At 70.9% G+C, this 13427-nt stretch carries 15 protein-coding genes and 1 pseudogene; 9 read left to right on the top strand and 7 right to left on the bottom strand.

The features are described 5' to 3' along the window. Window positions 1-55: 55 nt before the first annotated feature. On the bottom strand, window positions 56-1300 hold the full coding sequence (locus ACWC21_RS08675; RefSeq protein ID WP_450879524.1) for an MFS transporter: 1245 nt from the start codon (window positions 1298-1300) through the stop codon (window positions 56-58). A 141-nt stretch (window positions 1301-1441) separates the two neighbouring features. Between ACWC21_RS08675 and ACWC21_RS08680 the strand changes: the two genes are divergently transcribed. Continuing rightward, a complete protein-coding gene (locus tag ACWC21_RS08680; protein WP_450879526.1) occupies window positions 1442-2377 on the top strand; it encodes a LysR family transcriptional regulator in 936 nt (311 codons plus the stop codon). Between the two features lie 71 nt (window positions 2378-2448). Here ACWC21_RS08680 and ACWC21_RS08685 read toward each other — a convergent pair whose 3' ends face one another. Beyond that, window positions 2449-3111 (bottom strand): response regulator, encoded by a 663-nt coding sequence (locus ACWC21_RS08685; protein ID WP_450879528.1) that lies wholly within the window; start codon window positions 3109-3111, stop codon window positions 2449-2451. Continuing rightward, a complete protein-coding gene (locus tag ACWC21_RS08690; RefSeq protein WP_450879530.1) occupies window positions 3108-4283 on the bottom strand; it encodes a sensor histidine kinase in 1176 nt (391 codons plus the stop codon). Before ACWC21_RS08690 ends, ACWC21_RS08685 begins: the two co-directional genes overlap by 4 nt. Before the next feature lie 209 nt (window positions 4284-4492). Between ACWC21_RS08690 and ACWC21_RS08695 the strand changes: the two genes are divergently transcribed. Further along, on the top strand, window positions 4493-5413 hold the full coding sequence (locus ACWC21_RS08695; protein WP_450879532.1) for an ABC transporter ATP-binding protein: 921 nt from the start codon (window positions 4493-4495) through the stop codon (window positions 5411-5413). Then, on the top strand, window positions 5410-6234 hold the full coding sequence (locus ACWC21_RS08700) for an ABC transporter permease (protein WP_450879534.1): 825 nt from the start codon (window positions 5410-5412) through the stop codon (window positions 6232-6234). The genes ACWC21_RS08695 and ACWC21_RS08700 overlap by 4 nt, the downstream gene beginning before the upstream one ends. A gap of 232 nt (window positions 6235-6466) precedes the next feature. Here ACWC21_RS08700 and ACWC21_RS08705 read toward each other — a convergent pair whose 3' ends face one another. Then, a complete protein-coding gene (locus ACWC21_RS08705) occupies window positions 6467-7216 on the bottom strand; it encodes a TioE family transcriptional regulator (RefSeq protein ID WP_450879536.1) in 750 nt (249 codons plus the stop codon). A gap of 46 nt (window positions 7217-7262) precedes the next feature. Between ACWC21_RS08705 and ACWC21_RS08710 the strand changes: the two genes are divergently transcribed. Beyond that, window positions 7263-8528 carry an erythromycin esterase family protein gene (locus tag ACWC21_RS08710; protein WP_450879538.1) on the top strand — a complete coding sequence of 422 codons (1266 nt, stop codon included), beginning with the start codon at window positions 7263-7265 and terminating at the stop codon, window positions 8526-8528. Window positions 8529-8532: 4 nt separating this feature from the next. Further along, window positions 8533-8822, top strand: a pseudogene (locus ACWC21_RS08715) (hypothetical protein); the annotation flags it as partial. 11 nt (window positions 8823-8833) lie between these two features. On the opposite strand, the gene ACWC21_RS08720 reads toward ACWC21_RS08715, so the two are convergent. After that, on the bottom strand, window positions 8834-9436 hold the full coding sequence (locus ACWC21_RS08720; RefSeq protein WP_450879540.1) for a peptidase inhibitor family I36 protein: 603 nt from the start codon (window positions 9434-9436) through the stop codon (window positions 8834-8836). A gap of 195 nt (window positions 9437-9631) precedes the next feature. On the opposite strand from ACWC21_RS08720, the gene ACWC21_RS08725 reads away from it, so the two are divergent. Then, window positions 9632-10507: a helix-turn-helix domain-containing protein gene (locus tag ACWC21_RS08725; protein WP_450879542.1), complete on the top strand. Its 876-nt coding sequence runs from the start codon at window positions 9632-9634 to the stop codon at window positions 10505-10507. A gap of 7 nt (window positions 10508-10514) precedes the next feature. Then, window positions 10515-10697 (top strand): hypothetical protein, encoded by a 183-nt coding sequence (locus ACWC21_RS08730; protein ID WP_450879544.1) that lies wholly within the window; start codon window positions 10515-10517, stop codon window positions 10695-10697. 31 nt (window positions 10698-10728) lie between these two features. On the opposite strand, the gene ACWC21_RS08735 is transcribed toward ACWC21_RS08730, so the two are convergent. Together ACWC21_RS08735 and ACWC21_RS08740 are read right to left on the bottom strand one after the other, a co-directional pair. Then, window positions 10729-11322, bottom strand: a complete 594-nt coding sequence (locus ACWC21_RS08735) for an Rv1733c family protein (protein ID WP_450879546.1) — start codon at window positions 11320-11322, stop codon at window positions 10729-10731. Window positions 11323-11417: 95 nt separating this feature from the next. Then, the gene (locus ACWC21_RS08740; protein ID WP_450879842.1) at window positions 11418-11966 is read right to left on the bottom strand and encodes a TerD family protein; all 549 of its coding nucleotides are present in this window, start codon (window positions 11964-11966) and stop codon (window positions 11418-11420) included. Window positions 11967-12192: 226 nt separating this feature from the next. Here ACWC21_RS08740 and ACWC21_RS08745 point away from each other — a divergent pair, with 226 nt between their 5' ends. Further along, window positions 12193-12906 carry an LmeA family phospholipid-binding protein gene (locus tag ACWC21_RS08745; protein WP_450879548.1) on the top strand — a complete coding sequence of 238 codons (714 nt, stop codon included), beginning with the start codon at window positions 12193-12195 and terminating at the stop codon, window positions 12904-12906. 121 nt (window positions 12907-13027) lie between these two features. After that, entirely contained in the window at window positions 13028-13360 is a 333-nt protein-coding gene (locus ACWC21_RS08750; protein WP_450879550.1) for a cupin domain-containing protein, read from the top strand. The last annotated feature ends 67 nt before the right edge of the window (window positions 13361-13427 follow it).

The raw sequence follows: 13427 nt of genomic DNA on the forward strand, positions 1-13427 counted from the left end.
GCCGGGCCACTGACAGCGGCACCGGGCCGCACGGCGGCGCCGGCGTGGCGGTCTGTCAGGTGCGGCTCGGTGCCGGCTCGGGCTCGGGCAGAGGTGCTGCCTCCCGGCGGGGCAGCAGCAGCGGGGTCGCCAGCAGCAGGACGCCGGCCAGACCGATGGCTGCGCGCGGGCCGAGCAGGCCACCGAGCACCCCCCAGACGGCCGTCAGGAGCGCGGTCGCGGCCTTGGTCGTCACCGTCCAGGCGGACAGCGTGCGGGCGACCCGGTCGGTCGCGGTGCGCTCGAGGCGGTATGTGGCGTAGACGGGGTTGAACACCCCGCAGCTGAAGATGAGCGCCAGTTCGACGCCCATCACCAGCAGCAGCCCTGCGGTGCCCGGGCCGATGAGGGCCAGGCCGACCGGCCAGACCGCGCGCAGCGTCCCGGTCACGGCCATGACCTGGTGCCGGCCGAACCGGGTGACGAGCGGTCGGGCCAGCCGTGACCCGAGCAGCCCGCCGATCGAGGGCGCGGCGAAGGCAAGGCCGTACTGCCACGGTGCGAATCCGAGCCGGCCGAGCATCAGGACGGCCAGCAGCGGCTGGACGGCCATCACCAGGCCGTTGAACAGGGCTGTGTTGAAGAACAGCGGACGCAGCGTCGCATCGGCGAGGATGTACCGCCAGCCGTCGAGCAGGTCTCCGGCCCGCATGCGCGCCGTCTCCCCGCGCTCGGGCCGCGGTTCGTGCCCGCCCGACGCGCGGATGCCGAGGGCCGAGAGCAGATAGCTGACGGCGTCGGCCACCACCGTGGCCACCGGACCGAGGAGCCCGATCGCCGCGCCGCCGAGCGGTGGCCCCACGATCGTGGTCGTCCAGGCCGTGGACTCGAACCGGGCGTTGGCGACGAGCAGGTCCTCGGCAGGCAGCAGCGTCTTCAGGTACGCGCCGGATGCGGCACGGAAGGTGATGTCGGCCGCCGCGACGACGACCGAGACCAGCAGGAGCTGCAGGAACGTGAGCGCGCCGAGCGCGAAGGCGGTGGGGACCGTCAGCAGCGCCGCGAATCGCACCAGGTCCATCGCGATCAGCACGGGCCGCTTGCGGCGGAACTCCACCCATGGGCCGAGCGGCACCGCCACGGCCGCGCCCACCGCGGTCCCGACCGCGGAGAGCGCGGCGACCTCGGCCGGGCCGGCGTGCAGCACCCGGACGGCGATCAGCGGGAACGCGCCGAAGGCGAGCCAGGTGCCGAGCGCGCTGGTCCCGTACGCTGCCCAGAGCCACCCGAACGGCCGCCCCAGCCGATGCCCGCTCCTCATGCCCGGCCCACCCCGCCTCTCGCCCCTCGCCGCACAACCGCCTCGCGATCCGGGGCAATCAAAGCGAGCCTTCGACCGGGGAAGCAAACAACCGCAGGGCCCCCGTCCACAACCAGCAGTTGTGGCAATAGGGTGTGAGGCATGGACCTCGACACCGTCCGGACCTTCGTCGCCGTCGCCGACGCGGGGCAGTTCCAGGAGGCCGCCGCCGAGCTGGCGGTGACCCAGCAGGCCGTCTCCAAGCGCATCGCCGCCCTGGAACGCAACCTCGGTGTGCGGCTGTTCGCCCGCACCGCGCGCGGCGCCGAGCTCACCATCGACGGGCAGGCGTTCCTGCCCCACGCGCGCGAGCTGCTGCGTGTCGCCGAGCGCGCGGTCGCGTCCGTGCACACCGGCCGCCGTCCGCTGCGCGTCGACGTGATAGCCTCACGCGTCGCGCCGTCGGGCCTGATGCGCGGCTTCCACCGCGCGTACCCGGAGATCGAGCTCGACGTGGTGATGCTGTTCGACGTCGAGACGGCCGTCGACGCCATCCGGTCCGGTGCGATCGACGCGTCCTTCCGCGCCGTCGCCGCGCCCGGCCGGCCCCTCCCCGACGACATCGAGACGGTCCGGGTGCTCGACGAGCCGCACCAGCTGCTCACCGGCCCTGCCCACGCGCTGGCGGGTGCCCGCTCGGTGAGCCTCGCCGAGCTCGCCGGGCACCGGATCTGGATGCCCGGCCTCGTCCCCGGCACCGAGTGGACCGCCTACTACGACGACCTCGCCGCCGAGTTCGGCCTCACCATCGAGGCGACGGGTCCCAACTTCGGCTCCGACGCGCTCCTCGACACCGTCGCCGACGTCCCGGCCCTGGCCACCTTCACGACCGAGCTGACCCGCCTCGTCTGGCCCGCCGGCCACGGCCTGCGCCGTATCCCGGTGACCGGGCCGACGCCCGTCTACCCGCACTCGCTCCTCTGGCACCGCGACAACCCGCACCCGGCGCTGGCCACCCTCCGTGCCCATCTCGCCGCCGCGGCGGCCGGCCACGACGTCGCCGGCACCTGGACGCCGAGCTGGGTGCTTCCCCGCTGAACGCCGACGGCGCCGCGATCGTCGGGGCCGGTCCGGGGACCGTGGAGCGCAGCCGTGGGTCCGGGCGTTCGTCAGCGGGACAGTTCGACCAGGCCCGTCTCATAGGCGGTGATCACGAGCTGGACACGGTCTCGGGCGCCCAGTTTGGTGAGCAGGCGCGACACGTGCGATTTGGCGGTGGCCACCGTGATGAAGAGGTCCTCCGCGATCTCGCTGTTCGACCGGCCGCGTCCGACCAGGGTCAGTACTTCCCTTTCTCTCTCGGTGATGCCCTCGACCCCCCGTGCGCAGCGCTGCGGAGCAGGCGCGGGGCGCCCGACGAAGTCCGCGATCAGACGCCGTGTCACGTTCGGGGCGATCAGTGCGTCGCCGGCGGCGACCACACGGATCGCCGCGAGGATGTCGTCCAGCGCCATGTCCTTGACCACGAAGCCGCTCGCGCCCGCGCGGAGCGCGCCGTAGACGTGGTCGTCCTCGTCGAAGGTGGTCAGGACGAGGACGCGGGTCGTTGCCTGACCCGCCGTGATCAGGCGGGTGGCTTCGATCCCGTCCATGCCGGGCATCCTGATGTCCATCACCACGACATCGGGGGCGACGTCCTTGACCAGCCGGACCGCCTCGGTGCCGGTGGCGGCCTCACCGACGACCTCCAGGTCAGGTTGGTCGGCCATGATCACGCGCAGCCCCGACCGTACCAACGGCTGGTCGTCGGCGAGTAGGACCCGGACGGTCATCGGGCCTCCCCCGGAACTCCGACGGGTTCGGGCAGCGGCAGCCGGGCCGCGACCCTGAAACCGCCCTCAGGGCGCGGTCCGGCGCTGAAGTGGCCGTTGAGCAGGCCGACCCGCTCGCGCATGCCCACGAGGCCGAAGCCGTGGGCCGTTGCGTCGTCGGCGGCGCCGCGCCCGTCGTCGACTATTTCCACCGACAGTTCCTCGTCCTTGTAGTCGACGGCCACCCGGCAGTGCTCGGTGCCCGCATGGCGGATCACGTTGGTCAGTGCCTCCTGCACGATCCGGTAAGCGGACAGGTCGATGTCGGCCGGCAGGGGCCGCCGGCTCCCACTGACGCACACGTCGACGCGTACTCCCGCGTCCGCGGTCGCCGTGATCAGCCCATCGATGTCCGTCAGGCCCGGCGAGGGCGCGAGGGCCGCCTGCCCTGAGGCCGGGGCGTCCCGGTCGGCGTCACGGAGCGCCACCAGCGTGCGCCGAAGGCCCGACAGGGTCTGTCTGCTGGTCGCCTCGATGGTCTGCAGTGCCTTGCGGGCCTCGGCAGGCTGCGTCTGGATGACCCGGCTCCCCATGCCGGCCTGGATGGCGACGATTCCGATACTGTGCGCGATCACGTCGTGCAACTCCCTTGCGATCCGCAGCCGTTCGGCGATCACGGCCTCGGCCACCTCCTTCGAACGCAGCTCCACCGCGTGCTCGCGACGCTCGCGGCCGAGGAGACCGACCATGCAGGACACGACCACCGCCAGGACGGCGATCACGCTGTTGAGGGTCAGGTCGTCCCCGTGCGCGAAAACCCCGATGACCAGGAGCTGCACAACGAAGGCGACGGCGACGGCGACGATCGAAGCCCGTCGCGCACAAGTGACGACGATGAAGCCGAGGATCAGGTCCACCGAAAGGTACGACAGGAACTGGCCCTGGTACATGACCGCCGGGCCGGGATGGACGGAACTCGGGGTGCCGACCACCACAGCGGTGGATCCGACGAGCGCCATGAGCAGCGCCGCCAGCGGCATGCGTCGTACCAGGCCCACGAGCAGGCTCACCGCCAGCAGCGCCCCGACACCGTGGACGGTACCTGACGCCCGAGGCGCGCCTCCCACCAGCAGCCCCAGCATGAGGAGGTAGGAGGCACCCCCCGCCCAGGCGACGGTCTTCGCTCTCGTCATCGGCGGCGGGCTCTCTCGGGAACAGGTCCGCGGCACACGGCGCGCACGGGCAACAGGGCGATCTTCACGGGGTTCACGCCGCGAGACTAACCGGCCACCGTCCGCGTCACATCAGCCCGGGGACGTACGCCCACGGGCCAACCCCGGCCATACGATTGCCGCCCACGGCCACATGTCCGCCCGGAGGTCCTCGCGGCAGTGTGGGTGCCGTGATCGAAGTCAACGAACTCACCAAGCGCTACGGCGGCAGGACGGCCGTCGACCGTCTGTCCTTCACCGTGCGGCCGGGCCGGGTGACCGGCTTCCTCGGCCCCAACGGCGCGGGCAAGTCCACCACTCTGCGTATGATCCTCGGGCTGGACGCGCCCACCACCGGCGCCGCCACCGTCCAGGGCGTTCCCTTCCACCATCACCCCCGCGGACTGCGGCACGTGGGTGCTGTCCTCGACGCCGGGCAGGTCCACGGTGGCCGAAGCGCCGCGGCCCACCTGGCCGCGCTGGCCCGCGGCAACGGCATTCCGCGGCGCCGGGTGGACGAGGTGCTTCAGGAGGTGGGGCTGGCCGACGTGGCGAACCGCCGCATCGGCGGCTTCTCCCTGGGCATGAAACAGCGGCTGGGCATCGCGGCCGCCCTGCTCGGCGATCCGCCCGTGCTGATGTTCGATGAGCCCATCAACGGCATGGATCCGGAGGGCGTGCTCTGGGTGCGCGGGCTCTTCCGGCGCCTGGCCGGCGAGGGGCGCACGGTGTTCCTCTCCAGCCACTTGATGGCGGAGATGGAGAACACGGCCGACCACCTGGTCGTCATCGGCCGGGGCCGCCTCATCGCCGCCGAGTCGGTACGGGAGTTCGCGGCCCGTGGCACCCGTAGCAGCGTCGTGGTGGGGACGCCGCAGGCCATGGAGCTGGCAGCCGTGCTGACGGCGGCGGGCGCCTCGGTCGGCCCGGCGGGCTCGGCCGGCGCCGGGAAACTCGCCGTGGCCGGACTCTCCGCGGACCGGATCGGGGCGCTCGCCTTCGAGAACGGCATCAGGCTGAGCGAGCTGACCAACCGTACCGCCTCACTGGAGGCGGCCTTCATGGAACTGACCGCCGACAGCGTCGAATACCTGGCAGGACGGCCCCGATGACCACACTGTCCGCCGCTCCCCCGGCCGTCCAGGCCGGCGGACCGCCCGCCCGCTTCCGCGACCTGCTCGCCGCCGAGTGGATCAAGATGCGGTCCCTGCGCTCCACGTCGTGGACGATCGCACTCACCGCCCTGTTCGTCATGGGGTCCGCCGCCGTGGCCACGGTCGCCGACCACGCGGCGGGCTCCGGCCCCGCCGACTTCCTGCCCTACGACGCCTATCCGCAGGCCGGCGCCTGGATGCTGATGCTGGTCGCCTGCAGCTCCGGCGCCCTCACCGTCGTGAGCGAGTACAGCAGCGGTCTGATCCGTACCACCACGGTGGCCGTCCCCGCCCGCGGCTCGGTCGTGCTGGCCAAGGCGGCCGTCGCCGCCGCGCTGTGGACCGTGGTCGGAGCGGCCGTCTCCACCGGTTCGTTCCTGGTCTCCCAGGCCGTCCTGTACGGACGGCACGCCGGAGTTCCGATCACCCACCCCGGGGTCTTCCGGGCGCTGGCCGCATCCGCGTTGCTGGCCCCGGTCTGCGCGCTGGTCGGTCTGGGCCTCGGCGTTCTGCTCCGGCACGCCGCCGCGACCGTCGTCACCGGCGTGTTCGTCCTGCTGATGCTGCCGACCATGTTCTCGGAGAGCCATCGCTGGTCGGCGGACATCAGACACGCGATGGTGTCGACCGCCTGGAGGCGCCTCATCGAGAACTGGGGGCCCGATCCCGGATCACTGGGCTACACCGCCACGGTCTCCGGCTCCTGGGTCGTCTACGCCCTCTGGCCGCTGATCACAGTCGCACTCGCCGTGCTCGTCGTGAGGCGCCGCGACGTGTGAGCGTGCCTCCGGGCCGCGGCCACCGCGGTTCGCGCCCGAAGTCCTGCGGCTTCCGGACGACTGCTCGGCCGGCGCGGTCCTCCGTCCGCCCGCCGGAGCAGTCCTCGGACGGAAGCCGGACGGCCTGCTGCACGCGCCCCTCGCCGGACGGCGGGCCCCTCCCCCACGCCTACGGCCGGTGGAAGTCGCCGGACGGCCGGATCCGGTCCGTGGCCGAGGGGCGGGAGTACGGTCACTCAGCCGGCCTCCGGGCGGGGTCGTGCGGTCGGCAGCCGAGGTAGGCGTCCAGTGCGGCCGCGCCCGCGAGCATGGCGCGGCCGCGGGCAGCGAGGCGGGAATGCCAGTCGCCCAGCATCGATTCAAGGGGTGCGACACCTCCGGCGGAACGGACTTGGGCGATCAGCGGGGCGATCTGCACCAGCAGGTATCCGCCCCGTCTGAGCTGGTGGACGAGCAGCGCGTCACGCACGTCGGCCGCGCTGTAGACCCGGTAGCCCGTCTGCGGGTCGCGGCGCGGTCGGAGCAAGCCGGCACGTTCCCATGTGCGCAGGGTGGCCGGGCGGATGCCGAGCCTCCTCGCCAGCGGGCCGACGTAGGTGTCGCCGCGTTCCTGCGGTACGGGACCGAGGTCGTGGAGCGCGCCTTCCACAGCCTCCAGGGTGCGGCGGTCGTCGAGTAGCTGGGCGTGACTTTCGTCGATGAGCCGGAGAGCCGCCACCGTCGTGCCCCGGTTGATCGACTGCATGATCGACGTGGCTGTCCGGTGACCGTGCCCGGGCACGAGAGCGAGGAACGCGCGCAGCGCCTGCACGTGCAGCGGCGTGTAGGTGCGATAGCCGTGCTCAGTGCGTTCGGCGCCCGGCAGGATCCCGACCGCCTCGTAGTTCCTGATCGCTTGCGTGGACAGACCGTGCCCGCGCGCCAGGTCGACCGGCCTGAGACGACCCCCGTGTTGAGGCTTTCCGCTCACATCTCCGCCCATACCGCCCACAAGTCTCAACCGTCGGTTCAACGATACCGTTGAGGCCATGACTGCTGCTGTCGAAGGCACCGCCCACATCGCGGACGCTGCTGGCGTCATGGGATTGCTCCCCACCCGGCCGCGGTTGCTGGCCCTGGGTGAGCCCACCCACGGCGAGGACGTTCTGCTCGAGATGCGCAACGATCTCTTCCGGCAACTCGTCGAGCAGGAGCACTACCGGACGATCACGATCGAGAGCGACTGTATGAGGGGCCTGCTCGTGGACGACTACGTCACGTCGGGTACGGGCACCCTGGACGCGGTCATGGAGCGCGGCTTCAGCCATCCGGAGATCGGGCTCGGCACGTCCGCGGCCAACCGCGAACTGGTGCGCTGGATGCGGGCGTACAACGACGGCCGCCCCGAGCCGGAGCGGCTGCGTTTCGCCGGACTCGACGGCCCGCTGGAGATCACCGCCGCCGAAAGCCCCCGGAACGCCCTCACCGCGCTCCACGACTACCTCACCGCTCGGGTGGACGCCGATCTGCTTCCCTGCACCGCCGAGACTCTCGAGCACCTGCTCGGCACCGACGACCGGTGGACCGATCCGGCCGCGATGCTGGACCCCGCCCAGTCCGTGGGGCGGTCGGCCGAGGCCGAACGGCTGCGGCTGCTCACCGACGACCTGGTCACCCTGCTCGACACTCAGACACCGCAGCTGCTCGCGGCGTCCTCGTCGGACGACTGGGAACGGGCACGGATGTACGGTCGTACCGCCACCGGACTGCTGAGGTACCACTTCTGGATGGCCGACACCTCACCGAGCCGCATGGCGCACCTGCTCGGCGTGCGGGCCTCGATGATGGCCGCCAACCTGCTCGCTGTCGCCGAGCGCGGCCCGGCGCTGGTGTACGCGCACAACGCGCATCTGCAGCGGGAGAAGAGCAGCATACGGATGGGCGGCCCGCCGGTGGAATGGTGGAGCGCCGGGGCGATCGTCAGTGCCCGGCTGGGCGAGGACTACGCCTTCCTGGCCACGGCTCTCGGCACGATCCGCCACCGCGGGGTGAACGCCCCACCCCCGGACACTGTCGAGGGGCTTCTGTACGCGCTCCCGGAGGACCGGTACGTCGTCGACCCCCGCCGGCTGGCCGCGGTCCTCGGCGACACGACGCCCGCTCCGCGCGAGTCCCCCTGGTTCGGCTACTCACCGCTGGACCCGGCCCGTGTGGCCGGCAGTGACGGGATCGTATTCGTCAAGGACGTCCCGTCGAGCCAGGTCGTGTCCGCGAAGTGGTCGAGTCGCAGGTCTGTTCGTGGTGCGTCGTCATGAGTTGACTACAGTGCGGACTCACCGGCACGCCACCGGAGCCCGAAAAGGGGGCAGGACTTGGCCCTCGCCTTCACCCTCACCGCCGGCAACGTCAACGACTGCATCCAGTTCGAGCAGGTCATGGCCCGCATCCGCATTCCGGATGCGGGCCCGGCCGTCCCCGGACACGGCAGGGGCGACAACCGCTTCAACAAGCTCGAGCACAACAAGGTCCTGGCCACCCGCTACGACGTACGAGCCCGCCACCACCAAGCCCTGGTCACCCTCGCCTGCCTACGACCCTCGCTCCCCTGACATTGCACGACCTAGCAGACCTTCACGTACCAAACGGGGTGCCAGTTGCCATTGGCATCCCACGAGTTCTGGCCTGCAGGCGGGGTCTGGAAGACGAGGTCTTTGTGCTTGCCGTACATCCGGGCGACCGTGCCGGGCGTCTGATTGTTCCACCACGACCCGCCGCTGTTCCAGCCGTCGGGAATCTCCCAGTAGGTGTTGCACGAGGAGTGCTCCCAGACGGTGCCCTCGTAGTTCGCCTTGGGCCAGCCGCAGAAGTTGGTGTAGTCGCAGTCGGCGGCGTCCGACGGGCGCGTGGTGGTCCGCAGGTCGCGGGCGTATTTCTCGCCCGGGACGGCTACCAGGACGAAGCCGCCCGGGACGTTGATGCGGTTGGCGGAGACCTGGGTACCGCCCGTCCGGGCGAGGTACCGGTCGACCTCCTTCTGGAGCGCCGCGGTCTGCGCGGTGGTGAGCCCGGCATGCGCGGCCTGGGCGGCGTACCGGCTGCCGGCGGCCGTGTCGGTGGCGGCGCTGGACGCCCCGGCTGCGGCGACGAGTGTTAATGCCAGGCTTGCGAGGACGACGATCGGCCGCCTCGCTCCGAAGCTCGGGCGGGTGTGATGAGTGGTCACTGGTCTGCCTCCCCTTCGCCGACCGGTGGCGGTCGGCGGAGCTGCCATGGATGAGGGCACGTCCTTCGGCGATGCCCTGGTGAGACTCTGCCTGCCGGGAGTGCGTCCTGGATTGTAGAAAAGCGACTCGTGCCCTGCCACAGGTACCGAAGGGCGTACGGTGGTGAGTGGCATAGACGCGTCATTTCTGGGGGAATGGTCGTGCTACCAACGGCATCTGACGACCGGCAGTTGGTCCGCGGGCTGCCGAGCCCCGCACTGCGCGGGGCGGTGCTGGGCTACCGGGGGTTCCGCTTCGAGGCGCGCACGCCGCGCCGCAGACTGCTCGTTCCCGATGGAGTGGTGAAGGTGATGCTGGGCTTCGCCGCTCCGGTCGATGTGATCGACGCTGTGGCGTCGCACCGCTTGGTTGCTGCCGCCTCCCTGGTGAACGGACTGCGCAGCACCGCCACGATCGGCCAGCACCGGGGACTCCTGCACGGTGTCACCATCCTGCTGTCACCCCCGGCGGCCTACCGGCTCTTCGCCGCCCCTGCGACCGAGTGGGCCCAGCTGCCCCTGGACCCGTCCGACCTCCTCGGCCCCGGTCTCACGGAAGTGACCGAGCGGTTGGCCGAGTGCCCCGACTGGCCGGGCCGTTTCGCTCTGCTCGATCAGGCGCTGGCCACGCGGCTGGACACCGGCCCCGTCTGCCGCCCCGAGGTGGCGTGGGCCTGGGAGGAACTGCGGCGCAGCGGCGGGCGGACACCCGTGGAGGAACTCGCCGGCAGCACCGGCTGGAGCCGCCGCCACCTCGAGCGGTGGTTCCGCGAGCAGATCGGGCTCACCCCCAAGGGAGCCGCCCAGGTGCTGCGCCTGCAGTCCGCACTCCGACTGAAGCGGGCCGGGACGCCTTGGGCCATGGCCGCGGCCGGAGCCGGCTTCTACGACCAGCCGCACTTCTCGCACACTTTCAAGACCATGATCGGCTTGCCTCCCGGCAGGTTCCATGACGAACGCTCCACCGGCAACCCAGATGATCTCCTCGACTTCCTCCCCGAACAGGTGACCAGTATCCTGCTCGCCCGGTGAGCAATGCGTGCAAGACGGGGATCGCAGCCCCCGCGGTGGCGCGTTCGCCCTCGTGGTGAACCCGCCGGGCGGCCGGCCGGTCCTGTCGATGGTGGCCACGCTGCTCATCGCCGCCGGCCTGTACGTCCGCTGGAACACGGCCGGACGGCCCAGCGGCACCGAGGATGTCGAGGCGCAGGCGGAGACCTGAACCGGGGGCCCGGGCCAGGCGAGGTGGCGGATCAAGCCGTCGCGCCACCCCGCCGGGTGCCGAAGCGCTCCCACTCCAGCGCCCACTGCCTCATACGCCGCCGGTCCAGCAGGGCACGTGCGGCCCGCGCGGAGCCCCAGACCGCGCATCCCGTGGCCATCGACGCGCCCACGCCTACCAGGGAGGACTTGAGCATCGCGTCGTACCTGCCCGGAGGCTCGGAGACCGGCTCCCCCCGGGAACCGGTCCACACCAGTACACGGCTCCCCGCCGGAGTGTGCGCGGGCACCGCGGCCCGCCCTGTTCGCGTCCGGCCGTCAGGCGTCCACCACCGGACCGTCGCGTCGGCGTTGCTGCTCACGTCGGCGTGCGTGAGCGCCGTATCCCTGGCGTCCTCGAGCAGGACGGCCATGATCTGCCTGCGGCCGAAGCGGTCCTCCTCGAAGCTCCGGTCCGCGACCATCGCGGCTGTCACGCCCGCGGTCACGCCACCGAACACGCCCAGGGTCCACGCGACGAGCATCAGCCACGCCTCGACCAGGTCACTGGTCCGCCGCAGAGGGCTGCGTCGCCACCGCCACAGCCTCGTACGCGCCGTCGGGTCTCGTCGGGACCTGATCGCCAAGGTCGGCACCCCCATCTTCGAACAGCAGCGCTCCCGTCAGACGCTGTCCGGAACCGTAGGGAAAGCGGCCGCTGATCGAAAGACCTGGAGAGCGGTCAATGCTGCGGGCTGCCCATTTCCGCGGTGAAGAGCACCGGGTCGCTGTCGAAGCCCCGGATCATCTCGTGCATCCGCCACACTCCTGCGGAGTCCCGGGTGAACTCGGCCACCGTCGCCGCTGTGGCGTCGGCGACGCGCGAGAAGTCGTCCGCGATCAGCTGCCGGTATCCCTCGACGACGACCACCCCGCCGTTGGAGATGTCACCGAACGTGCGGGGACCGCCGTCCTGGTGGATGGCCACCCCGACCACCACCCGCCCGTACGCGGGTGAGAGCCGGTCGAACTCCAGGACCATCACCTCGACGAACCCGAAGCCCATGCCGGTCTGGCTGTGCCGGCTCATGTTGATGGTGCCGTCCGGCGACCGGCTGTCGTAGTGCACGACATACGCCGGTCGCCCGTAGGGGTCGTCGGCCGGGTATGTCGCCGCGATGATGTCGAGGTGCCGGGGCGGCTCCCCGTACGGGCTCGGATCCCACTTCAGCCGTACCTCGACCTTGCCCAGCCTCTGGCCCTCACCGCTCACCTTGCCGCTCCCCCTCAGCACCACCGCGAGACCTTCCCGCACGGTCAAGTATGTTCTTCTGACGCCCTTTTGATGCGCGCCCGACGGTCGACATCCGACGCAGAACGAGGCAGTACCTGCGGGTCAAGAATGACCGAAACCCGTCGCCCGGCTCGACGAGGCTGTCGCGCGAGCCGCATGCCGTGCATGATCGGTGCCCTGACTGATCGTGTACAACCAAAGCTGGAAGTACGGGGGAATCGGCATGAGACGTCGCTGGGTCAAGGTCTTGGCGATCACAGTGGTGGTGCTGGCCGTCCTCTTCACCATCGCGGACCGAGTCGCCGTGCACTACGCCGACAAGGAGGCCACCCGCCTGGCCGCAGAGAAGTACGACTATCAGAACACCACCGACGGCCACCTCGACGTGTCGATCGAAGGATTCCCCTTCCTGACTCAGGCGCTCAACCAGACGTTCGACCACGTCAAACTGACGGCGGCCCAGTTCACCATCGACACCACGAACAATGCTCAGGGCGGCTACCTGCCCGTCAAGCAGCTCCAGCTCGACCTGCACGGTGTGCAGGTGACCTCCCTGGCTGCACGCAGTGCCGATGCGAACCTCGTCACAGGCACGCTGACGCTCTCGTACGACGCACTGTCCGGCGTGGTCACACGGCTGGCCGGCAACGGCGGCCCCATCCACATCTCACCGGCCCCGGGTTCGACCGGTCAGGCCGCGCGGGTCAAGGTCACGGGCATCGTCGGGGGACGGGAGCTGAACAGCACGGGCACGTTGCTCGCCCAGGGAACGGAGATCTCCGTGAATCTCCCCGATGCGCGACAGCCGACGGCCACCTGGCGGGTCCAACTCCCCGAGAACGTGGGCTTCACCGAGGCGCGTGCCGCTTCGGACGGCGTGCGGATCAGCATGGTCGGTCACCTGGTGAACCTCGGCTCTTCACACTTCACCAGGTGAACCGACCTCACTGGTGAACGGCTCGCCCCCGTCCGAACAACGGCGGTGACGGTGCTCAGGAACGCGCGGGTGGCGGCCCCGGCCTCAGCCGGCCTGTCCCGTCGGCCGCACCGTGATGTGGTTGGGCACCCCGAGCCCGTTGCAGCATCGCCACGCCCAGCGTGACGAGGGCTTCTACGTGCTGGCGGGAACTTTCCGGTTCACCGTCGGCGAGGACCAATACGACGCCGGGCCGGGCACCTGGGTCATCGTGCCGACCGGGGCGCCGCACACGTTCGCCAACGTCGGCGGCGAGAACGCGGTCATGCTGAACACCTTCACGCCGGACCTGTATGTGCAGTACTTCCGCGACTTCAAGGCCATGATCGATTCCGGGCAGCCGGTCAACGCCGAGACCATGGAACCGCTCTGGATGAGCTACGCCACCGAGATCTCGAACGAATACGCCTCGTGAAGCGCCTTCAAGACGACCGCTACGGCGGCCCGGAGGTGGTGCGGCTCGCTGGGTTCGAGCCACCACG

This window comes from Streptomyces sp. NPDC001348, from assembly GCF_053597535.1.